This is a genomic window from Streptomyces sp. NPDC001219 (assembly GCF_053597915.1).
Genome location: NZ_JBSFJF010000018.1, coordinates 1 through 26,903, shown reverse-complemented (window position 1 = coordinate 26,903; position 26,903 = coordinate 1). Strand labels below are relative to the sequence as shown.

The window sequence follows — 26,903 nt, the reverse complement described above, 5'->3', positions numbered from 1 at the left end:
GCTATCCAACGCGCCGAGATGCGGCCGCCAGTTGATCCCTAACAGCATGACGAGGGACACTGCCTGGCGGATGCGTGTTCCCGGTCGAGTGGCACTCGCTTCGGTATCCTCCCGGGCAGGTCATCGGAGGCCATCTACCCAAAGATTGCTGGGCAGTTGACCTCGGCGTTTCGTGGTAGCGTCCTTGTTCGAGGGACAATGCAACCTGAAAGGGAAATCGTGAACACGGAGAAGATCGCCGCTCGCCGCCTCTCGCTGGAAGAGGTGACGAAGCTCGGCGTGAAAGACAGGCTCTTCATTTCCGCCGAAACGGCAGAACTCAAGCTTCCCGACTGCTATGTCCCTGCTTTTCTGACCAAGTCCGGTGAAGATTTCGAGGGTGGCTTGGTCACGGCGAGAACCGTATTCCAGGAAGAGGTCTCCTGCCTTCCCGACGACGAGAATGAAGCCGGAATCTACTTGGCAGACGAGAACGGCCCGGTGACCATCGAGGTCCTCCAGTCCGCCGGTGTCGTGCTGGACCTGGCGCTTTTCGTCCCTAGTGGGGACAAGGGGGCCCTCACGGCCCTTTACGCTGCGGCCCGGCAGGCCTTCGGCGCCGACGTCGTGCAGATCTGGCGCCAGGGACTCAAGGAGGTTCCCGACGTGAAGGTCGACATCTTCGAGGAGCAGATTCCCCGGGGGCGCAAGGGGGGCGACAGCCCCAAGCGTGACCGTCGCGCGGTCGACACCTACCCCACCCGTGCGGACTTCATCGAGTTCTCCGCGGGGTGGAAGCCGGTCGTTGAAATTCACAGGCCGATTGTTGACGACACCCCGACCATCTGAGGCGGCGTTACCTCTCGGCCTCGGCCTGAGAGGACGCCGAGAACGCATGCGCCGGCCCCGGTCGACCCCTGAGCGGTCCAGGAAGCCGTCGGAAATAACTCACGAACGCTGAAGTGCCGTTGGCCCTCAGTCGGAGACAAGGTCGCGGGCGAGGGAGGAAATGCCCGGTGCGCCCGCCAGGGCCATGGCATGGGCCAGCTCCGCGGTGAGCTCGGTGAGCAGCCGTTGTACCCCAGCGGCTCCACCGACGGTCAGCGCCCACAGCGTCGGCCGACCGACGAATACCGCCGTGGCTCCCAGCGCGAGGGCGGTGAGCGCGTGCCGCCCGTTGCGGATACCGCCGTGGACGTAGAGTTCGGTGCCTGTGCCCGCCAGGGTGTCGGCGACCGGTCGTAGAGCCCGGGCCGTCGCGGCCGTGCCGTCCAGCTGTCGGCCGCCGTGGTTGGAGGTCCAGACCGCCTTACGGGACAGCTTTCAGGGGGCGGGGCCCTCCTCTGGCGACCACACCGCCCGACTCAAACAGACCCCGCCGCCTGCAGAGCCATGGCGGGAGAAGCTACGGCGCAGAAGGTGTTCCCTTGCCAAGGCTGAACTGCATTCATGCTGCCCAAGCCGGCTGGCCGATCGTCAAGGCTCCGGTCTCGCGTCGTGAGCTTCTGCACCGATGAAAGCCCGGTCAGGCCAAGCAAGCTGTGGCCGACGCCCCCGGCCCCGATGGCGGCCTCGACGCTGCCGGGCAGCGGACCGAGGGCCTGGCACCAGCCGTATATCTCACCCGCACCGTCTACAAGGTGGTTCGTCGCCAGCCGATATGCACTGCTCAGCCCGACGGGCAGGATGTCGTTGTGGAGGTTGCTTGGCCGCGCCACCGTTCCGGGGAGGATTCCCCTTCAGCGCACCACCGCTGCCCACTAGGCCAACCGACGCCGGCAGGGATTCCTCAGGGACTTTCAGCTCTGTCCCAGGGACTTTCCAGGGATTTTCCGCTGAGTGAGCGGGAAAGGCCCTGACAGCTTCGAAGGGTGCGAAGCCCCAGGTCAGGGCGGTTTCCTGTGGGCCGATGGCGCTCGCCAGGGTGCGTCCTGCGCAGTTCACATTGACCAGGCGGTCACGTGCGGCCGAGGAGCTGGCGGGCGTCGCGAGAGTCCACCCGCCTACAGGCCTGCTGCTGGCGCTGCTCCGAGTGGATACACCCTGGAGCAGCGCCAGTTGGCGGCATCGTCAGAAGCACTAGTACGCGTAGAACCCCGACCCGGACTTCCGGCCCAGCCGCCCCGCGTCGACCATGCGGGCGAGCAGCGGGGGAGCGGCGTAGAGCGGCTCCTTGTACTCGTGGTACATCGACTCGGCGACCGAGGCCACGGTGTCCAGGCCGATCAGGTCGCTCAGCTTGAGCGGGCCCATCGGGTGGGCGCAGCCCAGCTCCATGCCGTTGTCGATGTCCTCGCGGCTGGCGATGCCCGACTCGAACATCCGGATCGCGGAGAGCAGGTACGGGATGAGCAGCGCGTTCACGACGAAGCCCGAGCGGTCCTGGGCGCGGATCGCGTGCTTGCCCAGCACGTCCTGCACCAGCGCCTCGGAGCGCTTGATGGTCTCCTCGGCGGTGGTCAGTGCCGGGATCAGCTCGACGAGCTTCTGCACCGGCGCCGGGTTGAAGAAGTGGATTCCGATGACCTGGTCGGGGCGGGAGGTGGCGACGGCCAGCTTCACCAGCGGGATCGACGAGGTGTTGGAGGCCAGGATGGCGTCCGGACGGGTGATCACCTGGTCGAGGACCTGAAAGATCTCCGTCTTGACCTGCTCGTTCTCCACCACGGCCTCGATGACGAGATCGCGGTCGGCGAACTCCCCGAGGTCGGTGGTGAAGCTGAGGCGGCCGAGCGTCGCGTCGCGCTCCGCGACGGTGATCTTGCCGCGTTCGGCGGCCTTGCCGAGGGAGTTGGTCAAACGGGTGCGACCCAGTTCCAGAGCCTCGCCGGTGGTCTCGGCGGCCATGACGTCCAGTCCGGCGCGGGCGCACACCTCGGCGATGCCTGCGCCCATCTGGCCGCAGCCGACCACTCCGACGCGTTGGATGTCGGTCACATCGTGCCTTTCGCTGATCTTCAGGACCGGCGGTACGCCGTAAGGGTCCGGCACCCGCCTCGACCCCGACGTTACTCCGCGCGGTGCTGGGCCAGCGCTGCCGGGGCGGGCATTCTGAGCCCTCAGGAGGGACGAACCGGACAACCTGGGGACTTTTGATGAGACGGATCACTCGCAGGACCTTCGCCGCGGCCGCGCTGGGCGCGGCCTCCTCACTGCTGGCCACGGGGGCGGCGGCGGCCGCGCGCGGGGCGCCGCGGCGCGAGCTGCGCGGGATGTGGCTGGCGACCGTCGCCAACCTCGACTGGCCCTCCAGCGCGAAGCTCGGGCCCGCCGAGCAACAGCGGGAACTGCGCGCCCACTTCGACACCGCCGTCGCCCGCCGGCTCAACACGGTGTTCTTCCAGGTGCGGCCCACCGCGGACGCCCTGTGGCCGTCGTCGTTCGAGCCCTGGGCGCAGTACCTGACCGGGCAGCAGGGCCGTGACCCCGGCTGGGACCCGCTGGACTTCGCGGTCCGCGAGGCGCACCGGCGCGATCTCGAACTGCACGCCTGGTTCAACCCGTACCGGGTCGCCAACCACACCGACCCGGGCCGGCTCGTCCCGGACCACCCGGCCCGCCGCCACCCGGGGTGGGTCCTGCCGTACGGCGGCAAGCTCTACTACAACCCCGGGCTGCCGGAGGTCCGCGCGTTCGTCCAGGACGCGATGCTCGACGCGGTGCGGCGCTACTCCGTCGACGGGGTGCACTTCGACGACTACTTCTATCCGTATCCGGTCGCCGGGCAGCGCTTCGACGACGACGCGGCGTTCGAGGAGTACGGCGAGGGCTTCGCGAACCGGGCCGCCTGGCGGCGGGGCAACATCGACCGGCTGGTGAGCGAGATGGCCGGCAAGCTCCGGGACGGGAACGAGGAGTCCGGGCGCACGGTGCGGTTCGGGGTCAGCCCGTTCGCGGTCTGGCGCAACCAGAGCACCGACCCACAGGGCTCCCGCACCAAGGCCGGGGTGCAGACCTACGACGACCTGTACGCCGACACCCGCCGCTGGGTGCGCGAGGGCTGGCTCGACTACATCGTGCCGCAGGTCTACTGGCCGATCGGTTCCACGCCCGCCGACTACGCCGAACTCGTGCCGTGGTGGGCGCGGACCGTCGACGGCACCGATGTGGACCTCTACATCGGCGAGGCCCTCTACAAGGCGGGTGACACCCAGCCCGCCGCCTGGAAGGACCCGGCCGAACTCTCCCGCCACCTCACCTTCGCCCGCCGCTATCCGCAGGTGGGCGGCCATGTCTACTTCTCGGCGAAGGAGGTGGCCAGGGACCGGGCCGGTGCGATGGCGCGGGTCGTACGCGACCACTACACCGCCGCGGCACGCCCCTAGGAGCGGTCCGCGCGGGCGAGGGGGCGTCCGCGCGGCCGTGGTGGGCGTTCCGCGTACGGGGTCCGGTTACCGGCGGGAGTCCACGTCGGTGGTCTTGCCGTGCCGGACGACGGAGTCGGGGCCGGGCGACATGATCGCCTCGTGCCCGTCCTCGGAACGGACACGGTAGGGCGGGTCGCCGTTCGTGCCCAGTACCTCGATGATCTCGACAACCCGGTCGTGATGCCCGACGGTCCTGCCGTGCACCACCAGCCGGTCGCCCCTGCTTGCGTGCATGAGGGTCCTCCCCGCTTCGGGGCGGCCGTGCGCCCGGTTCGGCCGACAGCGTGACGGCCAACGGTTGAACGGCCAACGGTTTCAACGGTTCACGGGCCTGGAGCAGCCCGGGACGGCGGTAACTGCCTTCGCGGCAAGTTTACGTCCGTACGTGAGGGCTGCACCCGGTAAGTGGTGGTTCGTCCGCTTCCGGCGGCCGGCCGGTCACCCGCGGGCCCGTTGGGTGACCACGATGCACGCCAGGACCGCCAGCGCCGCCGCCGGAGCGGCCGGCGGGAGCCGCTCGCCCAGCAGCAGCACGGACCAGACCAGCGTCAGCAGCGGCTGGGCCAGCTGCAACTGGCTCGCCTTGTGGATGCCGATGGCGGCCATCCCGCGGTACCAGACCACCAGCCCGAGGAACTGCGAGCCGACCGCCAGCCACAGCAGCCCGGCGACCGCGTGCGCGGTCAGCCGCAGCGGCTCGGTGGACAGCGCCACCACGGCGCCCGTCACCGTCACCGGGAGCGCCAGGACCAGCGCCCAGCCGATCACCTGCCAGCCCGGCATGTGGCGGGCCAGCCGGCCGCCCTCGGTGTAGCCGGCCGCGCACACCAGCAGCGCCGCGAAGAGTAGCAGATCGCCGCGGCCCGGCGCCCCGCCGCTCTGCTGCACCGCGAAGCCGATGGCGACGGCGGCGCCGACCAGCGAGGCGCCCCAGAACGTACGGGAGGGCCGCACCCCGGTCCGTACGGCCGAGCAGGCGGCCGTGGTCAGCGGCAGCAGACCGACCACGACGGCCGCGTGCGAGGTGGTGGAGGTCTGGAGGGCGAGGGTGGTCAGCAGCGGGAAGCCGAGGACGACACCGCCCGCGACCACCGCGAGGCCCGCCCAGTGCCGCCGCTCGGGGAGACGCACCCGCAGGACGGCGAGCGCGCCGCCGGCCAGTACGGCGGCGAGCACGCTGCGCAGCATCACCACCGTCCAGGGGCCCATGCCCTCCAGCGCCCAGGCGGTCCCGGGGAAGGTGAGCGAGAAGGAGGCCACGCCGAGGGCGGCGAGCAGGGCGCCCCGGCTGACCATGCGGCCGCGGGCCGCGGGGGCGGCGGCCGCCGGGGCGTCCTGGCCGGCGGTGGCCGGGGTGTGGACCGCTATCGTGGCCGTCGCGGTAGCGCTATCGTTGTCTCTCATGCAAGAGCGTAGCAGTGGGGCGGAACTGGCCGCGATTCTCCGTGCGGAGCTGAATCGCTACTCTCCCGGAGAGAAGCTGCCATCGAGTCGTGCCCTGGTGGAGCGGCACCGGGTGAGTCCGGTGACCGTCTCCCGGGCGCTCGCCGAGCTGGCCGCCGAGGGCCTGGTGACCACCCGCCCCGGTGCCGGGGCCTTCCGGGCCGAGCCGCGCGAGGAGGCGCCCCGGCCGGTCGACACTTCCTGGCAGGAGATCACGCTGAGCGCGGAGCCGGGCGGCGACCAGGTGCCGCGCAGCGTCGACGCCGCGGGCGTGGTGGCCACGCTCGGCGTCCCAGGCCCCGGCGTCATCGAGCTCAACGGCGGCTATCTGCACTCCGATCTGCAGCCGGAACGCGCCCTGGCCGCAGCGCTGGCCCGCGCCGGACGCCGGCCGGGCGCCTGGGGGCGGCCGCCGCTCGAAGGCGTGCCGGAGCTGCGGGCCTGGTTCGCCCGGGAGATCGCCGGGGCCGGCGGCCCGCTCGCCGCCAGCGACGTCCTGGTCACCGCGGGCGGCCAGAGCGCGCTGACCGCCGCACTGCGGGCCCTCGCCGCGCCCGGCGCCCCGGTGCTGGTCGAGTCCCCGACCTACCCGGGCATGCTGGCCGTGGCCCGCGCCTCCGGGCTGCGGCCGGTGCCGGTGCCGGTGGACACCGGCGGGGTCCGTACGGATCTGCTCGCCGACGCCTTCCGGGCCAGTGGCGCCCGGCTGTTCGTCTGCCAGCCGCTGTTCCAGAACCCGACCGGTGCGGTGCTCGCCGCGGAGCGGCGGCGCGAGGTGCTGCGGGTGGCGCGGGCGGCGGGCGCCTTCGTGATCGAGGACGACTTCGCGCGGCTGCTGGTCCACGGTGACGCCCCCACCCTCCCGCCGACCCTGATCGCGGACGACCGGGACGGCACCGTCGTGCATGTCCGCTCGCTGACCAAGGCCACCTCGGCCAATCTGCGGGTGGGTGCCCTGGCGGCCCGCGGGCCGGTGCTCGACCGGCTGCGCGCCATCCAGGTCGTCGACAGCTTCTTCGTGCCCCGGCCGCTGCAGGAGGCCGCCCTGGAACTCGTCGGATCGCCCGCCTGGCCCCGCCATCTGCGCCTGATCGCGGGGGAGTTGACCGCCCGCAGGAACGCCCTGACCGCCGCGCTGCACCAGGAGCTGCCCGCGCTGGCCGGGCGCGCACCGGGGTCGCCCGCGGCGTACGGGCCGGACGCCGCGGGCGGGCGGTACATCCCGCCCGGCGGCTTCCACCTCTGGCTGCGGCTGCCGGACGGGACCGAGGAGGCGGCCCTGACGGGGGCGGCGCTGCGGGCGGGCGTCGCTGTCGCGGGCGGCCGCCCGTACTTCGCCGCCGAGCCGTCGGCGGCCTATCTGCGGCTGAGCTTCGCGTCGGCGTCCGGCACCGGAGAGATCACGGAGGGCGTGCGCCGGCTCCGGACGGCGTGCGAGGAGTTGGGCGTACCGGTGCGCTGACGGGCGGCGGGCGGGGAACGGCCCGGCCGGGGACCGACGCCCGGAGCCCCGGGGAGCGCGGGCCGGACCGCCCGGGACCGCCGCCCGGACCGCCCGTCCCGCCCGTCCCGTCCCACCCGGCCGCGCTCCGCCCCTCGCCCGGACCGCGCCTCGTATACCGGTTCGACGCCGGCCCCGCCCTTCTGGGACTCTCCCGGCATGACTGATCACGCCCTAGACGGCTACGAGATCTCCACGGACCCGGCCCGCCTGGACGCCGACCTGGTCCACTTCTGGCTCGCCACCGACGCCTACTGGGCCGTGGACCGCCCCCGGGAACTCCATGACCGCGCCGTCGCGGGCTCGCTCAACTTCGGTCTGTACGCCACCGGTTCCGGCCGCCAGGCCGGGTACGCCCGGGTGGTCACCGACCAGGCCACCTTCGCCTGGCTCTGCGACGTCTACATCTGCCGCGACGACCGCGGGAAGGGACTGGGCACCGCCCTGATCGAGGCCATCGCCGACCGTCTGGCGCCCTGTGGGCTGAGCCGGCTGACGCTCGCCACCAAGGACGCCCACGGCGTGTACGAGAAGGTCGGCTTCCGCTCCCTGGTGTCCCCGGAGCAGTGGATGACCCTCGGCCTGGGCGATCCGGGTCCTGTCGGGATCTGATCAACGGGGTCCGCGCGGGCCGTGCTGCTCTTACCATCGCCGGATGAGCGTTCGACTCAAGCTGCTCGCCGCGGTCCGTAACTCCACGCTGCTGGAGACGCGGTTCGACGACGACCGCCCGCTCGACGCCGCGGGCTGGCACGAGGCCGAGCGGGCCGCCCCCGTCCTGTGCCGGCTCGCCGCCGCCGAACTCCGCTACTGCTCGCCGTCCGCCCGCTGCCGGCAGACCGGTGAGGCCCTGGGCCTGCGCCCGCTCGCCCAGCCGGCGCTGCGCGACTGCGACATGGGGCGCTGGCGCGGCCGCACGCTGGGCGAGGTGACCGCCGCCGAACCCCGCGGGGTGGAGGCCTGGCTGGCCGATCCGCGCTCCGCGCCGCACGGCGGCGAGTCGCTGCTGGAGTTCATCACCCGGATCGGCGGCTGGCTCGACACCCGGCCGGCCGACGACGCCGCCGGGCTGCTCGCGGTCGCCGAACCCGCCGTCGTCCGCGCCGCCCTGGTCTATGTGCTCCAGGCGCCGCCGCACGCCTACTGGCGGATCGATGTCCAGCCGCTGTCGGTGACCACCCTCACCGGCCGGCCCGGCAAGTGGGACCTGCTGCTGGAGGCGTGAGCGGGCCACCGGGCGCACCACCCGGAAAGCCCAGCCGGAGGGTTCCGCCGTCCGGGGCGTACGCACCCGCCTGACCTGCACAAAGACGCGGAAGGCGGGCGTCTTCCGCGCAGTTGGGCCCGGGCGGCGGACCTCATCGAGGTGCGCACCGCCGGGCCGGGCGCTTCTCTCGTGTCTATGCATATACGCCACATTCCTCTGTACGCTCTGGCGGCCGGCGCGCTGGCGGTGTCGGTACTGCTCTTCGGTGACGGCGACGGTGCGGACGCCGCCACCGGGGCCTCCGGGACGGTGACCGACGCCGTCACCGGCGTCGCCCCCGCCGCGGAGGGCACGCCCGCGGTGGTCGTCGAGCCCGACCCGGTGGCCCCGGGCGGCGCCTTCTCCGTCGACGACGGCGGCACCTGCCGGGGCGACTCCGCGGAGGCCACCGTCGAGGGCGCGGACATCCCCGCGGTGCAGCTGTCCTCCCGGAGCGACCGGCTGGGCGGCAGCGCGGTCGTGCCGGAGGGCACCGCACCCGGCTCGTACCGGGTCACCGTCGTCTGCGGCGGCGCGTCCGGAGCCCGGCAGAGCGCCCTGGAAACGGACCGTTCCGGCACCGGGGAACAGAGCGAGACCTACGGCACGGAGGACGGCGACACCGACGGCGGACGGCGCGGCAAGGGCTCCGGCGACGGCCATAGGACCCTGACCGGCACCATGGTCGTCTCCGGTGACGGCGAGGAGGTCGTGCCGCAGGGCGGCGCGGACACCGGCCTCGGCGGCGCGGCCGGCTCCGGCCGGGCGGCCACCGCGCTCGGCGGAGTGGCGCTGCTGGCCGCGGCAGGCGGGGGCGCCCTGGTCCGCCGCCGGCGCGCCCGCGGCGACCGGAGCTGACGGCGGTGAGCGCCTCGCCGCCACGACGCGCCCTGGTCCTCGGTCTCCTCACGGCCCTCGCCGCGGCGGCCCTGCTCGCGCTGACCGCGGCCCGGCTCCGCGACCGCGACGCCACCAGCGAGGTCGACGGCGGCACCCACACCGTGCCGCGCACCGAGATAGCCAGAACGATCAGCGGCCAGCTCACCCTGCCCTTCCGCAACGGGCCCGACGCGGTGCACTGCTCCGGCGACCTGCGGCCCGTGCGGTACGACGCGGTGCGCTGTACGGCGCACTTCCCCATCGGCCTGGACCGCCAGCTGACCGTCGAGGTCACCCGCGTCCGCCACAACCTGGTCACCTACCGGCGGCACGCCCTGCACCGCTGACCGGCGCGGGCTCGCCGGGACGGGCACCCCCTACGGCTTGAGGTCCAGGGCGGCCAGCCCCGACCCGTCCATCAGGAACGGGACCGAGTCATGGGTATGGGTGATCTTCCAGGTGCCGTCGGTCTTGCGCAGGCCGACGGTGGCCCGGCTCCACAGCTCCACCTCGGAGCCGCCGGTCTTCGTACCGCGCATCCGGTTGATGCTGTGGCCGAACGCGACGTCCTCGCCGACCGTGAGCTCCAGCTGGGTCTGCGTCACCTCGACGGGCCCCTCCCAGGTCGCGTACCAGGCATCCAGGGCCTGCTGGTCCAGTGCCTCGGGCCCCCTGTACTGGAGCGGGGGAGCGAGGCTGAAGTCCACGAGGTCCGGTGCACAGGCCGCCAGGAACCGCCGGGCGTCCCGCTCCCTCGTCGCGGCCGCCCGGTCCGCCAGCAGCTCCTGGATCAGGGCCTCGTCCGTCCTGCGCGCGGTGTCGGTGGTCATGAGTCATCCTCCCGTCGGGCGGGCGCCGCGGCGCCCGCAATCGCTGTCCGAAGGGTGGACCGCGGCGGGGCCCGGAACTCATCGGCTGGAGCCGGACGCGTCCCCGCTCGCCGCCCGCTCCGCCCGGCACGCCCTACGGCCCGAGCGGCACCGCCGTCCGGCCGCGCGTCAGCCAGGCGTTCGCCGCCTCGACCCGGCTGCCCACCCGCAGCTTGGCGTAGGCGTGCTCCAGGTGCTTGTCGACGGTGCGCGGGCTGATCGCCAGCCGTCGCGCGATCTGCTGGTTCGTCAGCCCCTGGGCGAGCAGGGCGAGTACGGCCGATTCGCGGTGGGTGACCGCGGGCGGCGGCGACGGCGGGGCGAGCCGGTGGAGGACGCGGCTGAGCCGGGTGCGCAGCAGGGCGGCGGCCGCCACGTCGTCGTCGGAGAAGTCGCTGCCGTCGCGGCTGATCGCCACACAGACCTTCCGCGGCCGCCCGGCGGCGTAACCCGCGGGGAACGACATCGCGAGCTGCTGCTCGGCGCCGAACGGCCGGTAGACGTCGGAGTACGCGGCCAGGGCGTGGAACTCGGCGCGGGTCTGGAGCGTGGAGCGCCGCATGGGGGTGCCCGAGCCGAGGGTGGTGTGGGTGACGAGCGAGTCCGCCGCCGACTCCCGGGCGAAGGCCTCCCGTACCTCCGGGGTCAGCAGACCGGCGGGCAGGGTGAGCGGCTGGTCGGCGGAGCCGGCCCGGGGAGACCAGATGATGCTGTCGCCGGGGACCGCGCCGAGCAGCAGCGGAAGCAGTGCCGGAACAAGGGTCTCCTCGTCGACGGCATCGATCAGGAGGTCCACGACGGCGAGAATGCGTCGCAGGCCGGCCTCCGCGGCCGCGGTCATATGTCCAGCGTGCCGAGGGGGCGGGGGCCCGTCAAACGGGCCCCACCCGGCCGGCCGGGGGAAGACCGGCCGGGCGCGTCAGGCGGCTCAGCGCCCGACGGCATAGACGCGGTTGACGGGGCTCTCGGCGGCGAGTCGCCAGTGGTGCAGGCCGGCCTCGTCGGCGATCTCCCGCATCGCCTCCTCACCCGCGTGGTTTCCCAGGGCCTGCGGTCCGTGCTGGGCCAGCGCGGACGGCAGGCAGACGGCGACCGAGGCGGCGGTCAGCGCCCGGCCGACGGGGTGGATGTTCTCCTCGGCGTGCTCCGAGGCGTTCGGCTCGACGACCATGCAGACCCCGCCGTCGGCCAGCGCGTGCTCGGCGTGGTGCAGCGCCCCGCCCGGATCGCCGGTGTCGTGCAGACAGTCGAAGAAGGTGATCAGGTCGAAGTCCTCGCCCGGGAAGTCCTGGGCGGTGGCGACCTCGAAGCTGACCCGGTCGGCCAGCCCCTCCTCCTCCGCGATGCCGCGGGCCGCCTCGATGGACGGGCGGTGGAAGTCGAAGCCGTGGAAGTGCGACCGGGGGAAGGCCTGCGCCATCAGCGTCGTGGAGTAGCCGTATCCGCAGCCGATGTCCGCGACCCGTGCCCCGCGCTCCAGCTTCTCCTGCACGCCGTCCAGGGCGGCCAGCCACTCCGGGACCAGGGAGGCCGCGTAACCGGGGCGGAAGAACTTCGCGGTGCCGGCGAACAGCGCCGGGCCGTGCTCCTCCCAGCCGACGCCCTCGCCGGTGCGAAAGGCGTCCATTAGGGCGTCCTCGGTGGCGTAGAGCGCCTGCATGGCGGTGAAGAAGCCCGCCGCGTACGTGGGCAGTTGGGGGTCCGCCAGGACCGCGGCGTGCTCGGCGGGCAGCAGGTAGGTGTCGGTGCCGGGCGCGTAGGTGACGTACTCGCCGGCGACCTGGGCGGCCAGCCACTCCCGGACGTAGCGCTCGACCAGCCCGGTGCGGGCGGCGAGCTGCGCGGAGGTGAGCGGACCGGCACCGGCCATGGCGGCGTACAGCCCGAGCCGGTCGCCGAGGGAGGTACAGAGCCCGGCCACCGCGGCCCCGCCGTCGGCGATCACCCGCTCCATGAACTCCTGCACCCGGTCCTGGTCCGGGGCCGCCCCCGGGGAGACCTCGGCGGACGTCGCCATGGCCCTCACCTCCTGGTCCTCTCCCACTGCAGCAGCCCGCCCGCCCCGCGCGCCATACGGGATTCGCCGTATACGGCCGACGGCGGCCACCGGCCGACACTGGAGGGGAGGAGGTGCTGCGCCATGCGGAAGAAGGTCGACTGCCGGGACCACCCGAGCGAGATGCACTGCACCCTCGTCATCACCGGCGAGGAGGAGGAAGTGGTCCGCGCCGCCATCGAGCACGCGGTATCCGTCCACGGCCACACGGACACCCCCGAACTACGGCAACAGATCAGGACATCCCTCAAGAACGAGATCCCCCAGCACGCCTGAGGCGCGTACACGGGCCCGCCGCTCCTGATGGGGGGCGGCGGGTGTGGGGTGTCCGGAGTCGTTGCAGTGCGGGCGCCTGGGATCGCCGGCATGGCCCGCCCACGTGGGCCAGGGCGACGTCCCGTGGACGTGCCCGGCCGACCCCGAGGGCCACGAGTTCTGCGTCCTGGCTCCGTCCTGAGGCAGTAAGGGACCGAAACCTCAACCGCCGGGGCCTGTGGAAACAGCCTCTGAACCGCACCCCCCACCCGACCCCTCATTGCATAAACCTGCCAGATTCCGTATAGTCATGCCATCGAGGAGGAGGGTCCATGACGGTACGAGCAGCAGTGGCCGGTGCGAGCGGGTATGCCGGGGGTGAAGTGCTGCGCCTGCTTCTGGGGCACCCGGAGGTGGAGATCGGCGCGCTGACCGGGCACTCCAACGCCGGGCAGCGCCTGGGCGCGCTCCAGCCGCATCTGGGTCCGCTGGCCGACCGGGAGCTGCAGGCGACCTCCGCCGAGGTCCTGGCCGGGCACGATGTCGTCTTCCTCGCGCTGCCGCACGGCCAGTCCGCCGCGGTCGCCGAGGAACTCGGGCCCGAGGTGCTCGTCGTGGACTGCGGCGCCGACTTCCGGCTGAGCGACGCCACCGACTGGGAGGCGTTCTACGGGTCGCCCCACGCGGGCACCTGGCCGTACGGCCTTCCGGAACTGCCCGGGGGCCGGGCCGCGCTGCAGGGGACCCGGCGCATCGCGGTCCCGGGCTGCTACCCCACCGCGGTCTCGCTGGCCCTGTTCCCCGCCTACGCGGACCGGCTCGCCGAGCCCGAGGCCGTGATCGTCGCGGCCACCGGCACCTCCGGCGCGGGCAAGGCCCTCAAGCCGCATCTGCTGGGCTCCGAGGTCATGGGCTCGATGAGCCCGTACGGCGTCGGCGGCGGCCACCGGCACACCCCCGAGATGATCCAGAACCTGAGCGCCGTGGCCGGCGAGCGGATCAGCGTCTCCTTCACGCCGACCCTCGCCCCCATGTCGCGCGGCATCCTCGCGACCTGCTCGGCGAAGGCGAAGCCCGGGGTGGACGCCGCGGCCGTGCGCGCCGCGTACGAGAAGGCGCTGGCCGACGAGCCGTTCCTGCGGCTGCTGCCCGAGGGCCAGTGGCCGGCGACCGCCGCGGTGTACGGCTCCAACACCGCCCAGGTGCAGGTGACCCTCGACGCCGCGGCCGGCCGGATCATCGCGATCGTCGCCCTCGACAACCTCACCAAGGGGACAGCGGGCGGCGCGGTACAGAGCATGAACATCGCCCTGGGCCTCCCCGAGGGGACCGGGCTCCCGGCGACCGGGGTCGCGCCGTGACCCCGACCGGCACAGGACAGCAGGGCGTGACCGGCGGGGCCGGAGAAGCGACGGAGGACCAGCAGTGAGCGTGACGGCAGCACAGGGATTCACGGCGGCGGGCATCGCCGCCGGGATCAAGGAGAGCGGCAGCCCGGACCTCGCCCTCGTGGTGAACCACGGGCCCCGGAGCGCCGCCGCCGGAGTCTTCACCTCCAACCGCGTCAAGGCGGCACCGGTGCTCTGGTCGGAGCAGGTGCTCAAGAGCGGAGAGCTGTCCGCCGTCGTCCTCAACTCCGGTGGCGCCAACGCCTGTACGGGCCCGAAGGGCTTCCAGGACACCCACGCCACCGCGGAGAAGGTCGCCGCCTCGCTGAACATCGCGGGGTACGACGAGACCGGCGGGCACAACGCGGGCATGATCGCCGTGTGCTCGACGGGCCTGATCGGCGTCACGCTGCCGATGGACAAGCTGCTGCCGGGCGTCGACAAGGCCGTCGCCCAACTGAGCGCGCACGGCGGCGAGAAGGCCGCCCTCGCCATCAAGACCACCGACAGCGTGCACAAGACCGCCGTCGTCACCCGGGACGGCTGGACGGTCGGCGGCATGGCCAAGGGCGCCGGCATGCTCGCCCCGGGCCTGGCCACCATGCTCGTCGTGCTGACCACCGACGCCGATGTGCCGTCCGACGGCCTCGACACGGCGCTGCGGGCCGCCACCCGCACCACCTTCGACCGGATCGACTCCGACGGCTGTATGTCGACCAACGACACGGTGCTGCTGCTCGCCTCCGGCGCCTCCGGCGTCACACCGGCCGCCGACGCCTTCGCCGAGGCGGTCCGCACGGTCTGCGACGACCTCGCCCGGCAGCTGATCGGGGACGCCGAGGGCGCCAGCAAGGACATCAGGATCGAGGTCGTGGGCGCGGCGAGCGAGGACGACGCGGTCGAGGTCGGCCGCTCCATCGCCCGTAACAACCTCCTCAAGTGCGCCATCCACGGCGAGGACCCCAACTGGGGCCGGGTGCTCTCCGCCATCGGCACCACCTCCGCCGTCTTCGATCCCGACCAGCTGAACGTCGCCATCAACGGCATCTGGGTCTGCAAGAACGGCTCCGTGGGGGAGGACCGCGACCTGGTCGACATGCGCTACCGGGAGGTCCGCATCACCGCCGACCTCGCCGCCGGCACCGAGTCCGCGGTCATCTGGGCCAACGACCTGACCGCCGACTACGTCCACGAGAACAGCGCGTACTCGTCATGAGCAGGCAAGCAGAGGAAAGCGAGGCCGGGGCATGAGTGCCCGCAAGCACACGGCGCTGCCCAAGGCGCGCACCCTCATCGAGGCGCTGCCCTGGCTGACCCGCCACCACGGCAAGACCGTCGTCATCAAGTTCGGCGGCAACGCCATGGTCGACGAGGAACTCAAGCGCGCCTTCGCCCAGGACGTGGTGTTCCTGCGGCACGCCGGACTGCGCCCCGTGGTCGTCCACGGCGGCGGCCCGCAGATCAGCGCCCAGCTGGACCTGCTCGGCCTGGAGTCGGAGTTCAAGGGCGGTCTGCGGGTCACCACCCCCGAGGCGATGAACGTCGTACGGATGGTGCTGGCCGGCCAGGTGCAGCGGGAGCTGGTCGGACTGCTCAACGAGCACGGCCCGCTCGCCGTCGGCATGACCGGCGAGGACGCCCATCTGATGGCCGCGACCAAGCACTTCGCGCAGATCGACGGCGAGCGGGTGGACATCGGCCGGGTCGGCGAGATCACCGCCATCGACCCCGGCGCGGTCCAGGCGCTCCTGGACGACGGCCGTATCCCGGTCATCTCCTCCATCGCCCGCAGCAGCGACGAGGACGACGCCTCCGGCATCTTCAACGTCAACGCCGACACCGCCGCGGCCGCCCTGGCCGCCGCACTCGGCGCCGAGACGCTGATGGTGCTCACCGACGTCGAGGGCCTCTACGAGGACTGGCCGAACAGCGACGAGGTGATCTCCCGCCTGACCGCCACCGAGCTGGAGAAGCTGCTGCCCGACCTGGCCAGCGGCATGGTGCCCAAGATGCGGGGCTGTCTGCACGCCGTCCGCAACGGGGTGCACACCGCCCGGGTCATCGACGGGCGGGTCCCGCACTCGATCCTGCTGGAGATCTTCACCGACGAGGGAATCGGCACGATGGTCGTGCCGGACGCGAACACCATCGAGGGGGCGACATGAGCGGCCCGGCACACACCCACGGCCCGGCGACCAACGCGGGCCTCACCGGGCGCTGGCAGGGCGCCATGATGCACAACTTCGGCACCCCGCGCGTCCCGCTGGTCCGCGGTGAGGGCGCCACCGTGTGGGACGCCGACGGCAACGCCTACCTCGACTTCCTCGGCGGCATCGCGGTCAACTCCCTCGGGCACGCCCACCCCGCGGTGGTCCGCGCGGTCTCCGACCAGGTCGCCACCCTCGGCCATGTCTCGAACTTCTTCGTCGCCGAGCCCACCGTGGCCCTCGCCGAACGGCTGCTCGCGCTGACCGGACGCCCCGGCCGGGTCTACTTCTCCAACTCGGGCGCCGAGGCAAACGAGGCCGCCTTCAAGATCGGCCGGCTGACCGGGCGCACCCACATGGTCTCCACCGCCGGCGGCTTCCACGGCCGCACCATGGGCGCCCTGGCGCTCACCGGCCAGCCCGCCAAGCAGGCCCCGTTCGCCCCGCTGCCCGGCGACGTCGACTACGTCCCGTACGGCGACGTGGACGCCCTCCGCGCCGCCGTCACCACCGACACCGCCTTCGTCATCCTGGAACCCGTCCAGGGCGAGAACGGCGTCATCGTCCCGCCGCCCGGCTACCTCCAGGCCGCCCGCGAGATCACCGCCGCCACCGGCACCCTGCTCGTCCTCGACGAGATCCAGACCGGCATCGGCCGGACCGGCAACTGGCTGGAGTCCCAGGCCCAGGGCGTCGAGGCGGACATCATCACCCTCGCCAAGGGCCTCGGCGGCGGACTGCCGATCGGCGCGACGCTGGCCTTCGGCCCGGCCGCCGAGCTGCTCACGCCCGGTGCGCACGGCTCGACGTTCAGCGGCAACCCGGTCGTCTGCGCCGCCGCCCTCGCCGTCCTGGACACCATCGAGGCGGACGGCGTCCTGGAGAACGTCAAGCGCGTCGGCGAGCGGCTGCGCACCGGGACCGAGGCCCTGGGGCACCCCTTGGTCGGTCAGGTCCGCGGTGCGGGGCTGCTCCTGGGTATCGTCTTGACGGAGTCGCTCGCGCCGCAGGTGCAGCAGGCGGCTCAGGACGCGGGCCTCCTGGTGAACGCGGTCGCGCCGGACGTCGTCCGGCTCGCCCCGCCGCTGATCCTCACCGACGAGGAAGCGGAGGAGTTCCTCCGGAAGCTGCCCGGCGTCCTCAACACGGCCCGCCAAGGGGCCGACGGGGAACGACGAGCCGGAGACTGACGACAACGATGACCGAGCCGCAGGACAACGAGCTGCAGAACGGCGGCCAGGCCGTTCCGCAGACCCGCACCGCCCGCCACCGCCGGATCGTGGACATCCTCAACCGGCTGCCGGTCCGCTCCCAGAGCCAGCTCGCCAAGCTGCTCGCCGACGACGGCCTGTCCGTCACCCAGGCGACGCTCTCCCGCGATCTGGACGAACTGGGCGCGGTGAAGATCCGCAACACCGGCGGCGAGCTGATCTACGCGGTGCCCAGCGAGGGCGGCGACCGCAAACCGCGGGCGCCGCTGGGCGAGTCCGCCAAGGAGGAGCGGATGCGCCGCCTCTCAAGCGAACTCCTCATCTCCGCCGAGGCCTCCGCCAACCTCGTGGTCCTGCGCACCCCACCGGGCGCCGCCCAGTTCCTGGCCTCGGCCATCGACCAGGCCGAGTTGCACGACATCCTCGGCACCATCGCCGGGGACGACACCCTGATGCTCATCAGCCGCGACCCGGCAGGCGGCCAGGCCCTCGCCGACCACCTCCTGCGCCTGGCGCAGAAGGCGCACTGAGCCCCTCCGCACGCGCTCCCCGGGGGCCTCTCGTCACCCCCGGAGCGCCTCGCCCCGCCCCCGGGCGGCGGTTGTGCGGAGCATCCACCCGAGCCACTCTCTCCCCGCCGAACCGCATACGGCAGGATGGCAGTTCGCGCCGGGACGTCCACGGATGTCCCGGCGCCTTCACAGCCCTAGAGACAAGCAGGTGGCATGGTGACGAGACATCACATCCGGCTCATAGCACGTCCGTTCCTCCCGGTCGCGGGAGGAGCCGGCCGGTGAACCGCGCTGTGACACTGCACGACCTGATCGTGGCCGGCGCCGCGCTGGCCGCCGGCGTCATCACCGCCCTGCTGCTGCGGGTGACCCTGCGCTGGCTGGGCAAACACGCCCTCAAGACCCGGTGGAGTGGGGACGACGTCCTCGTCGACGCGCTGCGCGCGGTGGTGCCCTGGACGGCGGTCACCGGTGGTCTGGCGGCGGCAGCCGCTGCGCTGCCGCTGACGGAGACGGTCGGACGCACCGTCAGCCGGACGCTGACGGTGCTGCTCATCCTGGTCGTCACGCTCACCGCGGCCCGGGTGATCACCGGAGTGGTGAAGTCCTTCGCGCAGTCCCGGTCCGGGGTGGCAGGATCGGCCACCATCTTCGCCAACATCACCCGCATCATCGTGCTGGCGATGGGCTTCCTGGTGGTCCTCCAGACCCTGGGCATCTCCATCGCCCCGCTGCTCACCGCACTCGGCGTGGGTGGCCTCGCCGTCGCCCTGGCGCTCCAGGACACCCTCGCCAACCTCTTCGCCGGCGTGCACATCCTCGCCTCGAAGACTGTCCAGCCCGGTGACTACATCCGGCTCAGCAGCGGCGAGGAGGGCTATGTCGTCGACGTCAACTGGCGTAACACCGTGGTGCGGGAGCTCTCCAACAACCTGGTGATCATCCCCAACACCCAGCTGGCCGGCACCAACATGACCAACTTCACCCGCCCGGAACAGAAGTTGACGATCCTGGTGCAGGTGGGCGTCGGCTACGACAGCGACCTCGACCATGTCGAGCGGGTCACCACCGAGGTCATCGACAGCGTGATGAAGGACGTCAACGGCGGCGACCCCGACCACGAGGCCGCCGTCCGCTTCCACACCTTCGGCGACTCCCGGATCGGCCTCACGGTGATCCTGGGCGTCGGCGAGTTCAGCGACCAGTACCGGATCAAGCACGAGTTCATCAAGCGCCTCCACCAGCGCTACCGGGACGAGGGCATCCGCATCCCCTCCCCGGCCCGCACCGTCGCCCTCCAGAAGCCGGAGGAGATCGTGATCCCCCACCAGCGCGACCTCTCCGACCAGCGCGATCTCTCCGACCGACGCGACCTCGCGGACCGGCGCGACCTGTCGGGCCCTGTCCCACCGGTGCCGTAGACACCGGGCCGCGGACCCGGCCATGAACCCGGCCGCCCCGTACGGGCCTTCACACCCTCGGGCGGCCGGGTTCGCACCTCACCCCACCTCAGCCGTCACGCCGCTCTCCACGCGGAACGACGACCGTCAGCCGGCCGGGGACGTCGCAGAGCCAGTGGCCCGGCCCGTTGTCCGGCCGCAGCACATAAACGCCGTCGCGTACATCGCTGACGATCCCGGTCCGGTCGGCGCCGTCGTCATGCACCAGATCACCCACCCAGGGCTTCCCCGCGCCGTTCACCGGCTGTCCTTCCTGCGCAGTTCGCCCCAGACCCGCTTGCCCCAGGGGAGTGGGTCGCTGCCCCAGACGGCCGTCAGTCCGGCCACCAGCACGAGGCCCCGCCCGCTGTCGTCCTCGTTCCCTGACCAGCGGTGCTCTGGGGGCGCCTTCGACTTGTCCACCACCCCGATCCGCACCGTTGCCGGGCCGGGTCGGCTGACGACGAGCCGGATCACCTCGCTCCGTGCGTGCTGCACGGCGTTCGTCACCAACTCGGAGACCACCACGGCTCCGTCGTCGGCCAGTTCCTCCATGCCCCAGGCCGCCAGCGCGCAGCGCACCAGACGGCGGGCGACGGCCACGCTCTCGGGTCTGCGCAGCAGCGTTTCGCTGTATCCGGGGTGTCCGGTGGCGCGCGATGCGGTCATGGTCATCGGGACCTCGTCGGTGGTGGGCTGTGAGGTACGGCCCGCTTTCCCCGAAGCCGGGGGAGGGTGGGCCTCTTTCCTTGAGGCCGCCGCACCGTTCCGGCCGCGACCCCTCGTACGCATCCAACGACGGACTGTCATGTGCCGGGAGGAAAGTCTGCCGCCGCATGCGGTACGGCCGACCGGAAATTTCGGCGCAGTCCGGGACACCGACCCTCGCGATCCGGCTACCGTGCCAGCGTGAAGGCGAACGAGAGTCTTGCCGAAGCCCTCGGAGAAGCGGGCTTAACACAGGCCGAGTTGGCCGAGCAGGTGAACGACTATCTCCGCTCGCTCGGCCGGGCGGGCACCGTCAGCGACCGCACCGTGCGCCACTGGCTGACCGGAAAGACCTGCTGGCCGCACCCCCGGCAGCGGGAAGCCTTGGAGGCAGTATTCGGATGCACCGCCGAGGAGTTGGGCTTCGCTCCTCCGGCGGGCAGATGTGGCCCCCACAGGACGGAGGATCATCCCGTGCGTCGCAGACACTTCCTCACCGCCGCCACCGGAACAACGGCAGCCGTCGTACCCCTGGTCGCCGCCCGCCCGTACGCCGTCGGCACCTCCGAGGTCATCCGCCTCCGCAGCGGCCTGGACGCCCTCACCGCCCTGGACGCCGCCAAAGGCGGGCACGAGGCGCTGGAGCGGACCGCCCTGTCGGGTGCCGCGGAGGCCCTGGAGCTACAGAAGCGGGCGGCGTCCCAGCGCATCCGGCAGCGGCTCTTCAGTGTGGCTGCGAACTACACCGCGCAGGCAGCTTGGTCAGCCGTGGACGCGCGTCAGAGCGACCGTGCGCAGGCTCATCTCAATCGGGCGCTGTATCTGGCGGGCATGGGGAACGACCCCGTGGCGGAACTGCGGGTGTGGAACTCGCATGCCATGCTCGCGGTCCATCGTGGGGAGTATGCGCAGGCCGTGGATGCGGGCCGGGCTGCGCAGGCGACAGCCGTCACGCGCCGCGACCCGCTGTTTGCGTCCCTGGCCCACGCGCGCACGGCGATCGGGCACTCAAGCGTCGGGGACCGGCGGGGTGCCCTGCGGTCCCTGGGGTGCGCGGAAGAGGCGCTGGCGAACGCGTCCGTGGACGAGCCCCGGCCGTCCTGGGTGGCCTTCTACGGCCCGGCCGAGCTGATGGCCATCACCTCCATTGTCCGGGATCACCTCGGGGACGCCACAGTGGCCGAGGCGGCGTCACACCGTGCCCTGGCGGCCATCCCACAGCAGTTCCGCCGGAACCGCGCTCTGGCCACGCTCCGGCTCGCTCTCGCGCAGCTTCACCAACGGGACGAGGAGCAGGCGTGCGCCACGGCGGAGCAGGTGTTCGTGCTGATGGGCGGCGATCCCCTGCCGGGCCGGATGCGTTGCTACCTAGGCGACTTCTACCGCGACTTGACCACCCTCGCGCCGGACTCAGGCATCGCGCGCGAGTGGAAGGACCGCTACCGATCGGAATGGAGCCACACCTGATGACATCCGCTCTGGAACTGCGCCACTACGGCCACGGCGACCTGCCGGAGATCCGGCAGACGCTGCTCGACGTGCACGCCGATGTGCACGCCGATCAGATGTCGGACGACGAGTTCCGGCAGAAGTTCCCCTGGTTCGTCGACCACTGGGGCGGACACCCCGAGTTCTCCTGCGTGATCGCGTACGACGGTGAAGAGGTGGTGGGCTTCGCCTACGGAGCCCCCGGGGCCGAGGGCCGTGAATGGTGGCGTGAGCACCTGGACGCGGCGCCGGAGAAGAGCCGCACCTTCCACTTCTCGGAACTGATGGTGCGCGAGCGGTGGCGGAAGACGGGCACATCCGCGCGGCTGCACCGGGCATTGATGAACGCCAAGGGAGCGGATCTCGCGGCGCTGCTGGTGGACGTGACACACCCCAAGGTCCAGGCCCTGTACGAATCCTGGGGGTACCGGAAGGTGGGCGAGCGCCAGCCCTTCCCCGACTCCCCGGTGTTCGCGGTGATGCTGGTGGACCTGCCGCTTTCGTGACCGTGGGCGGCCGTGCAGAGCCGCCCGCCCACCCACTTCCGTACTTCCGGCCCCCTTCCCGAGGAGTTCCGCCCCATGACAGAAGAGTTCACGGTCGTCCCCGTCGCCCACGTGGTGGGCGGACGCGCCGAGCCCACGGACGACTACTGGGGCGGCACCCGCTCCATCATCCGTATCGACCCGGATCAATTCACCGAGGGCTCCGTTATCGGGCTGGAGGACTTCTCCCACATCGAGGTCGTCTTTCGCTTCCACCTGACCGACCCCACCGATCTGCACCCGGAGCCCCGGCGCCCCCGCAGCAACCCCGACTGGCCGGCGGGCGGCATCTTCGCCCATCGCAATATGCGCCGAATGAACTGGCTGGGCGTCTCGCGGTGCCGTCTGGTCAAGGTGGACGGCCTGGATCTGCACGTGGAAGCGCTGGATGCCGTGGACGGCACCCCAGTCCTGGACATCAAGCCGTGGTTCGCCGCAATGGGTCCGCAGGGCGACGTAAGTGAGCCCGCCTGGCCCTCGGAAATGCTGGCCGACTACTACGCCGATCCTCGCGGGTAAGGCACTGGCCCGCAGAAAACGATCAAGGGCCTTGTTCCTGCCGAAGTGGGAACAAGGCCCTGACCTGGGCTCTCAGTCCATTTTTTGCACCGCCGGGACGACAGGATTGAACCTGCGCCCCTCTTGACCCCCAGAGGCTGAAAGCTCAGCGGGTCGCCGGCGGGGGAGAGCTGACCGTCCGCGATTACTCCTCCGCCTCGTGCCAAGCCACGCACACCACTTGGCCGCCCTGCATTTCCCACAGATCGCACAGCCGGGCGCGGATCACCGGAGGGTCCGTCTCACGGTTGTGGAAGTCGGTGACGATCGTGTTCCCTTCGATGCGTCGGACTCCATATTGCTCAGAGAAGTCGATTCCCAACTCGTGCTCCAGATCAAGGCTCGCGAGTGCGTATCGCTCCGCCGCTTCGGGGTACTTCTCAAATACCTGCGTGATACCGGCAAAGAACTCGGCGTCCTTGTCGGGCGGGTACTGAGCGGCCATGGTTCTCTCCTAGTCACCGGAAACGAGATGGCCCCCTCGTGACGGACAACCCTTGAGGCTGCGTCACTCTCCCTCAGGTTGCTTCACCGGCACCTCGTTCGCCAGTCGCCTTTGATAGGGGCAGGCGCTGCCCCCTGCCCGACGGGGCCCGCTCGGACCGGCGCGGCGGACCGTTCGCCGCTTGGGTGATCCAGAAGAGCTGTGCGCAGAGGTGACACAGCCACCGTAGGAACGATCAAGGGCCCTGTCTCACCGAAGTGAGACAGGGCCCTTCACCTGGGCCGAAGCCCTTACTGCACCGTCGGGACGACAGGATTTGAACCTGCGACCCCTTGACCCCCAGTCAAGTGCGCTACCAAGCTGCGCCACGTCCCGGTGCTCATACCGGCCGGAAGAGTCCCGGCCGGGGCGTGCAGAAGAAAAATACCCTGTCCGGGGCCATGAATCCAAAGCGGGACCCGCGGGGGGCGCTTCCCGGCCTCCCGGCGGGGTTCCCGTGGTCGTGTTTCGATGGGGTATGGGTGAAAATCTCCCTGCGGACGCCCTCCGGGTGCGCCGGGTCTATGAGGCGCCGGAGCCGTCGGACGGGGCGCGGGTGCTGGTCGACCGGCTGTGGCCGCGCGGGCTGTCCAAGGCGGACGCGCGGCTGACCGAGTGGTGTAAGGACGTGGCGCCGTCGTCGGAGCTGCGGCGCTGGTTCCATCACGAGGAGCCGCGGTTCGCGGAGTTCGCCGAGCGGTACCGCGAGGAGCTGGCGCGGGAGGCGGTGCGGCCGGCGCTGGAGGGGCTGCGGGAGCGGGCCGCGCAGGGGCCGCTGACGCTGCTGACCGCCACCAAGGACGTGTCGGTGAGCCATGTGAACGTCCTGATCGAGGTGCTCCGGGAGGGCTCCTGAGGCTCCGCGCCACGCCGGTGACGCGCCGCTGACCTGCATAATCTCCGACGCGTTGACGAAACATACGGTGGAGTGCATACTTATACCCATCAGCGTATGCACCGTAAGGAGAAACCCGTGACCGAGCGCGTCGTACTCGCCTACTCGGGCGGCCTGGACACCTCCGTCTGTATCGGCTGGATCGCCGAGGAGACGGGCGCCGAGGTCATCGCCGTTGCCGTGGACGTCGGCCAGGGCGGCGAGGACCTGGACGTCATCCGCAAGCGTGCGCTCGACTGCGGTGCGGTCGAGGCCGAGGTCGCGGACGCCAAGGACGAGTTCGCCGACGAGTACTGCCTCCCGGCGATCAAGGCGAACGCCCTGTACATGGACCGCTACCCGCTGGTCTCGGCGCTCTCCCGGCCGACCATCGTCAAGCACCTGGTCGCCGCCGCGAAGAAGCACGGCGCCACCACCGTCGCCCACGGCTGCACCGGCAAGGGCAACGACCAGGTCCGCTTCGAGGCCGGCATCTCCTCCCTCGCCCCCGACCTGAAGTGCATCGCCCCGGTCCGCGACTACGCGATGACCCGGGACAAGGCGATCGCGTTCTGCGAGGAGAAGAACCTCCCGATCGCGACCACCAAGAAGTCGCCGTACTCCATCGACCAGAACGTCTTCGGGCGGGCCGTGGAGACCGGCTTCCTGGAGGACATCTGGAACGCGCCGATCGAGGACGTGTACGAGTACACCGAGAACCCGGCCGTCCAGCGGGAGGCCGACGAGGTCGTCATCACCTTCAAGGAAGGCGTCCCGGTCGCCCTCGACGGCAGGCCCGTCACCGTCCTGCAGGCCATCCAGCAGCTCAACGAGCGGGCCGGCGCCCAGGGCATCGGCCGGATCGACATGGTCGAGGACCGGCTGGTCGGCATCAAGTCCCGTGAGGTCTACGAGGCGCCCGGCGCCATCGCGCTGATCACCGCGCACCAGGAGCTGGAGAGCGTCACCGTCGAGCGTGAACTGGCCCGCTACAAGCGGCAGGTCGAGCAGCGCTGGGGCGAGCTGGTCTACGACGGCCTGTGGTTCTCGCCGCTCAAGCGGGCTCTGGACGGCTTCATCAACGAGGCCAACCAGGCCGTGTCCGGCGACATCCGGATGACCCTGCACGGTGGCCGCGCGGTCGTCACCGGCCGGAAGTCCGACCAGTCGCTGTACGACTTCAACCTCGCCACGTACGACACCGGCGACACCTTCGACCAGTCGCTGTCCAAGGGCTTCATCGAGCTCTTCGGGATGTCGAGCAAGATCGCGGCCAAGCGCGACCTGGCCTGATCCCTCTCGTTACCTCCTACGATGCCGCCTCCCCGCACCTGTGGCGGGGAGGCGGCCGTACATCCACAGCAGCAGCCTTGAGGAGCAGCAGTGAGCAGCAACAGCGGTGACGTCCGGCTCTGGGGCGGCCGGTTCGCCGACGGTCCGGCAGAGGCGCTGGCCCAGCTGTCGGCGTCGGTCCACTTCGACTGGCGGCTGGCCCCGTACGACATCGCCGGCTCCCGTGCGCACGCCCGGGTGCTCCACAAGGCGGGCCTGCTCACCGAGGACGAGCTGACCCGGATGCTCGCCGGGCTCGACCAGCTCGCCGCGGACGTCGCCGACGGTTCGTTCACCGGCACCGTCGCCGACGAGGACGTGCACACCGCCCTGGAGCGCGGGCTGCTGGAGCGGCTCGGCCCGGACCTCGGCGGCAAGCTGCGGGCCGGCCGGTCCCGTAACGACCAGGTCGCCACGCTCTTCCGGATGTACCTGCGCGACCACGCCCGGATCATCGGCGGGCTGATCGCCGACCTCCAGGAGGCGCTGCTGGGCCTCGCCGAGACCCACCCGGACGTGGCGATGCCGGGCCGCACCCACCTCCAGCACGCCCAGCCGGTGCTCTTCGCCCACCATGTGCTGGCGCATGTGCAGTCGCTGTCCCGGGACGCGGAGCGGCTGCGGCAGTGGGACGAGCGCACCGCCGTCTCCCCGTACGGCTCGGGCGCGCTGGCCGGCTCCTCGCTCGGCCTCGACCCGGAGGCGGTCGCCGCCGACCTCGGCTTCGAGCACGGCTCGGCCGGCAACTCCATCGACGGCACGGCCTCCCGTGACTTCGTCGCGGAGTTCGCCTTCATCACGGCGATGATCGGGGTGAACCTCTCCCGGATCGCCGAGGAGGTCATCCTCTGGAACACGAAGGAGTTCTCCTTCGTCACGCTCCACGACGCCTTCTCGACCGGCTCGTCGATCATGCCGCAGAAGAAGAACCCGGACATCGCCGAACTGGCGCGGGGCAAGTCGGGGCGCCTGATCGGCAACCTGACCGGGCTGCTGGCCACCCTCAAGGCGCTGCCGCTCGCGTACAACCGCGACCTCCAGGAGGACAAGGAGCCGGTCTTCGACTCCTGCGACCAACTGGAGGTGCTGCTCCCGGCGTTCACCGGGATGATGGCCACCCTGACCGTCCACCGCGAGCGCATGGAGGAGCTGGCGCCGGCCGGTTTCTCGCTGGCCACCGACATCGCGGAGTGGCTGGTCAGGCAGGGTGTGCCGTTCCGGGTGGCGCACGAGGTCGCGGGCGAGTGCGTCAAGGAGTGCGAGGCGCACGGCATCGAGCTGGACCAGCTCACCGACGAGCAGTTCGCGAAGATCTCCCCGCATCTGACCCCGGAGGTCCGCGGCGTCCTCAACGTCCCCGGCGCGCTCGCCTCGCGCAGCGGCCGGGGCGGCACCGCGCCCTCGGCGGTGGCCGTCCAGCTCGCCGAGGTGCGGGCCGACCTGGTCACCCAGCAGGAGTGGGCGACGGCCAAGAAGACCACCGAGCTGACCTAGCCGACAGGTTCCACGACGGCGGGCCCCCCCCCGGTGGGGTACCCCTGTGGGGCGGCCGCGGGGGGGAT

30 protein-coding genes, 1 tRNA gene and 1 pseudogene are annotated in these 26,903 nt (G+C 71.6%); 21 read left to right on the top strand and 11 right to left on the bottom strand.

Going from position 1 to position 26,903, the window contains the following annotated elements; translation table 11 throughout:
- The first annotated feature begins 219 nt into the window (after positions 1-219).
- Complete coding sequence (locus ACWC9R_RS14330) at positions 220-828, top strand: hypothetical protein (RefSeq protein WP_450731558.1); 609 nt, start codon at positions 220-222, stop codon at positions 826-828.
- A 126-nt stretch (positions 829-954) separates the two neighbouring features.
- On the opposite strand, the gene ACWC9R_RS14325 is transcribed toward ACWC9R_RS14330, so the two are convergent.
- On the bottom strand, positions 955-1,299 hold the full coding sequence (locus tag ACWC9R_RS14325) for an alpha-hydroxy-acid oxidizing protein (RefSeq protein WP_450731691.1): 345 nt from the start codon (positions 1,297-1,299) through the stop codon (positions 955-957).
- A 759-nt stretch (positions 1,300-2,058) separates the two neighbouring features.
- Entirely contained in the window at positions 2,059-2,916 is an 858-nt protein-coding gene (locus ACWC9R_RS14320; protein ID WP_450731556.1) for a 3-hydroxybutyryl-CoA dehydrogenase, read from the bottom strand.
- A 158-nt stretch (positions 2,917-3,074) separates the two neighbouring features.
- Here ACWC9R_RS14320 and ACWC9R_RS14315 point away from each other — a divergent pair, with 158 nt between their 5' ends.
- Positions 3,075-4,304 (top strand): glycoside hydrolase family 10 protein, encoded by a 1,230-nt coding sequence (locus ACWC9R_RS14315; protein ID WP_450731554.1) that lies wholly within the window; start codon positions 3,075-3,077, stop codon positions 4,302-4,304.
- 66 nt (positions 4,305-4,370) lie between these two features.
- Here the strand turns inward: ACWC9R_RS14315 and ACWC9R_RS14310 are convergent, their stop codons facing one another.
- Entirely contained in the window at positions 4,371-4,580 is a 210-nt protein-coding gene (locus ACWC9R_RS14310; RefSeq protein ID WP_362613077.1) for a DUF1918 domain-containing protein, read from the bottom strand.
- A 204-nt stretch (positions 4,581-4,784) separates the two neighbouring features.
- Positions 4,785-5,750 (bottom strand): DMT family transporter, encoded by a 966-nt coding sequence (locus tag ACWC9R_RS14305; RefSeq protein ID WP_450731551.1) that lies wholly within the window; start codon positions 5,748-5,750, stop codon positions 4,785-4,787.
- Between ACWC9R_RS14305 and ACWC9R_RS14300 the strand changes: the two genes are divergently transcribed.
- The 5 genes from ACWC9R_RS14300 to ACWC9R_RS14280 all read left to right on the top strand — a co-directional run bounded on the left by ACWC9R_RS14300 (position 5,749) and on the right by ACWC9R_RS14280 (position 9,762).
- A complete protein-coding gene (locus tag ACWC9R_RS14300; protein WP_450731549.1) occupies positions 5,749-7,251 on the top strand; it encodes an aminotransferase-like domain-containing protein in 1,503 nt (500 codons plus the stop codon). The two genes, ACWC9R_RS14305 and ACWC9R_RS14300, sit on opposite strands and share 2 nt — an antisense overlap.
- Before the next feature lie 198 nt (positions 7,252-7,449).
- A complete protein-coding gene (locus ACWC9R_RS14295) occupies positions 7,450-7,902 on the top strand; it encodes a GNAT family N-acetyltransferase (protein WP_450731547.1) in 453 nt (150 codons plus the stop codon).
- Between the two features lie 43 nt (positions 7,903-7,945).
- Positions 7,946-8,515 carry a histidine phosphatase family protein gene (locus tag ACWC9R_RS14290; RefSeq protein WP_450731545.1) on the top strand — a complete coding sequence of 190 codons (570 nt, stop codon included), beginning with the start codon at positions 7,946-7,948 and terminating at the stop codon, positions 8,513-8,515.
- A gap of 177 nt (positions 8,516-8,692) precedes the next feature.
- Entirely contained in the window at positions 8,693-9,394 is a 702-nt protein-coding gene (locus ACWC9R_RS14285; RefSeq protein ID WP_450731543.1) for a hypothetical protein, read from the top strand.
- A gap of 5 nt (positions 9,395-9,399) precedes the next feature.
- Positions 9,400-9,762 (top strand): DUF4333 domain-containing protein, encoded by a 363-nt coding sequence (locus ACWC9R_RS14280; RefSeq protein WP_450731541.1) that lies wholly within the window; start codon positions 9,400-9,402, stop codon positions 9,760-9,762.
- A 30-nt stretch (positions 9,763-9,792) separates the two neighbouring features.
- Here the strand turns inward: ACWC9R_RS14280 and ACWC9R_RS14275 are convergent, their stop codons facing one another.
- The 3 genes from ACWC9R_RS14275 to ACWC9R_RS14265 all read right to left on the bottom strand — a co-directional run bounded on the left by ACWC9R_RS14275 (position 9,793) and on the right by ACWC9R_RS14265 (position 12,301).
- Positions 9,793-10,245 carry a YybH family protein gene (locus tag ACWC9R_RS14275; RefSeq protein ID WP_450731539.1) on the bottom strand — a complete coding sequence of 151 codons (453 nt, stop codon included), beginning with the start codon at positions 10,243-10,245 and terminating at the stop codon, positions 9,793-9,795.
- Between the two features lie 133 nt (positions 10,246-10,378).
- Complete coding sequence (locus ACWC9R_RS14270; protein WP_450731537.1) at positions 10,379-11,125, bottom strand: response regulator transcription factor; 747 nt, start codon at positions 11,123-11,125, stop codon at positions 10,379-10,381.
- 87 nt (positions 11,126-11,212) lie between these two features.
- The gene (locus ACWC9R_RS14265) at positions 11,213-12,301 is read right to left on the bottom strand and encodes a class I SAM-dependent methyltransferase (protein WP_450731535.1); all 1,089 of its coding nucleotides are present in this window, start codon (positions 12,299-12,301) and stop codon (positions 11,213-11,215) included.
- 123 nt (positions 12,302-12,424) lie between these two features.
- Here ACWC9R_RS14265 and ACWC9R_RS14260 point away from each other — a divergent pair, with 123 nt between their 5' ends.
- The 8 genes and pseudogenes from ACWC9R_RS14260 (at position 12,425) to ACWC9R_RS14225 (ending at position 19,334) form a co-directional block, all read left to right on the top strand.
- Entirely contained in the window at positions 12,425-12,616 is a 192-nt protein-coding gene (locus tag ACWC9R_RS14260) for a DUF1059 domain-containing protein (protein WP_450731533.1), read from the top strand.
- Between the two features lie 103 nt (positions 12,617-12,719).
- Positions 12,720-12,797: pseudogene (locus tag ACWC9R_RS14255) on the top strand (VOC family protein); the annotation flags it as partial.
- A gap of 130 nt (positions 12,798-12,927) precedes the next feature.
- Positions 12,928-13,956 carry an N-acetyl-gamma-glutamyl-phosphate reductase gene (argC, locus tag ACWC9R_RS14250; RefSeq protein ID WP_450731531.1) on the top strand — a complete coding sequence of 343 codons (1,029 nt, stop codon included), beginning with the start codon at positions 12,928-12,930 and terminating at the stop codon, positions 13,954-13,956.
- Between the two features lie 64 nt (positions 13,957-14,020).
- Positions 14,021-15,199: a bifunctional glutamate N-acetyltransferase/amino-acid acetyltransferase ArgJ gene (gene argJ / locus ACWC9R_RS14245; RefSeq protein ID WP_450731529.1), complete on the top strand. Its 1,179-nt coding sequence runs from the start codon at positions 14,021-14,023 to the stop codon at positions 15,197-15,199.
- Positions 15,200-15,230: 31 nt separating this feature from the next.
- Positions 15,231-16,148: an acetylglutamate kinase gene (argB, locus tag ACWC9R_RS14240; RefSeq protein ID WP_450731527.1), complete on the top strand. Its 918-nt coding sequence runs from the start codon at positions 15,231-15,233 to the stop codon at positions 16,146-16,148.
- Positions 16,145-17,380 carry an acetylornithine transaminase gene (locus tag ACWC9R_RS14235; protein WP_450731525.1) on the top strand — a complete coding sequence of 412 codons (1,236 nt, stop codon included), beginning with the start codon at positions 16,145-16,147 and terminating at the stop codon, positions 17,378-17,380. The genes argB and ACWC9R_RS14235 overlap by 4 nt, the downstream gene beginning before the upstream one ends.
- An 8-nt stretch (positions 17,381-17,388) precedes the next feature.
- Positions 17,389-17,931, top strand: coding sequence for an arginine repressor (locus ACWC9R_RS14230; protein ID WP_362613044.1), 543 nt, complete (start codon positions 17,389-17,391; stop codon positions 17,929-17,931).
- A gap of 263 nt (positions 17,932-18,194) precedes the next feature.
- A complete protein-coding gene (locus ACWC9R_RS14225) occupies positions 18,195-19,334 on the top strand; it encodes a mechanosensitive ion channel family protein (RefSeq protein ID WP_450731523.1) in 1,140 nt (379 codons plus the stop codon).
- A gap of 88 nt (positions 19,335-19,422) precedes the next feature.
- Here the strand turns inward: ACWC9R_RS14225 and ACWC9R_RS14220 are convergent, their stop codons facing one another.
- The gene (locus ACWC9R_RS14220; protein ID WP_388198443.1) at positions 19,423-19,614 is read right to left on the bottom strand and encodes a hypothetical protein; all 192 of its coding nucleotides are present in this window, start codon (positions 19,612-19,614) and stop codon (positions 19,423-19,425) included.
- Positions 19,611-20,027, bottom strand: a complete 417-nt coding sequence (locus ACWC9R_RS14215; RefSeq protein WP_450731521.1) for an ATP-binding protein — start codon at positions 20,025-20,027, stop codon at positions 19,611-19,613. Before ACWC9R_RS14215 ends, ACWC9R_RS14220 begins: the two co-directional genes overlap by 4 nt.
- A 234-nt stretch (positions 20,028-20,261) precedes the next feature.
- Between ACWC9R_RS14215 and ACWC9R_RS14210 the strand changes: the two genes are divergently transcribed.
- The 3 genes from ACWC9R_RS14210 to ACWC9R_RS14200 all read left to right on the top strand — a co-directional run bounded on the left by ACWC9R_RS14210 (position 20,262) and on the right by ACWC9R_RS14200 (position 22,612).
- Positions 20,262-21,527, top strand: coding sequence for a helix-turn-helix transcriptional regulator (locus ACWC9R_RS14210; RefSeq protein WP_450731519.1), 1,266 nt, complete (start codon positions 20,262-20,264; stop codon positions 21,525-21,527).
- Complete coding sequence (locus ACWC9R_RS14205; RefSeq protein WP_450731517.1) at positions 21,527-22,054, top strand: N-acetyltransferase family protein; 528 nt, start codon at positions 21,527-21,529, stop codon at positions 22,052-22,054. Before ACWC9R_RS14210 ends, ACWC9R_RS14205 begins: the two co-directional genes overlap by 1 nt.
- 75 nt (positions 22,055-22,129) lie before the next feature.
- Positions 22,130-22,612, top strand: a complete 483-nt coding sequence (locus ACWC9R_RS14200) for an SAM-dependent methyltransferase (protein WP_450731515.1) — start codon at positions 22,130-22,132, stop codon at positions 22,610-22,612.
- A 184-nt stretch (positions 22,613-22,796) separates the two neighbouring features.
- Here ACWC9R_RS14200 and ACWC9R_RS14195 read toward each other — a convergent pair whose 3' ends face one another.
- Entirely contained in the window at positions 22,797-23,096 is a 300-nt protein-coding gene (locus ACWC9R_RS14195; protein ID WP_450731513.1) for a hypothetical protein, read from the bottom strand.
- Positions 23,097-23,397: 301 nt separating this feature from the next.
- Positions 23,398-23,471 (bottom strand) — tRNA-Pro (locus ACWC9R_RS14190).
- Positions 23,472-23,613: 142 nt separating this feature from the next.
- On the opposite strand from ACWC9R_RS14190, the gene ACWC9R_RS14185 reads away from it, so the two are divergent.
- The 3 genes from ACWC9R_RS14185 to argH all read left to right on the top strand — a co-directional run bounded on the left by ACWC9R_RS14185 (position 23,614) and on the right by argH (position 26,835).
- Entirely contained in the window at positions 23,614-23,991 is a 378-nt protein-coding gene (locus ACWC9R_RS14185; RefSeq protein ID WP_450731511.1) for a DUF488 domain-containing protein, read from the top strand.
- 117 nt (positions 23,992-24,108) lie between these two features.
- Positions 24,109-25,302, top strand: a complete 1,194-nt coding sequence (locus tag ACWC9R_RS14180; protein ID WP_450731509.1) for an argininosuccinate synthase — start codon at positions 24,109-24,111, stop codon at positions 25,300-25,302.
- Between the two features lie 90 nt (positions 25,303-25,392).
- Complete coding sequence (argH, locus tag ACWC9R_RS14175) at positions 25,393-26,835, top strand: argininosuccinate lyase (RefSeq protein ID WP_450731507.1); 1,443 nt, start codon at positions 25,393-25,395, stop codon at positions 26,833-26,835.
- Positions 26,836-26,903 lie beyond the last annotated feature (68 nt).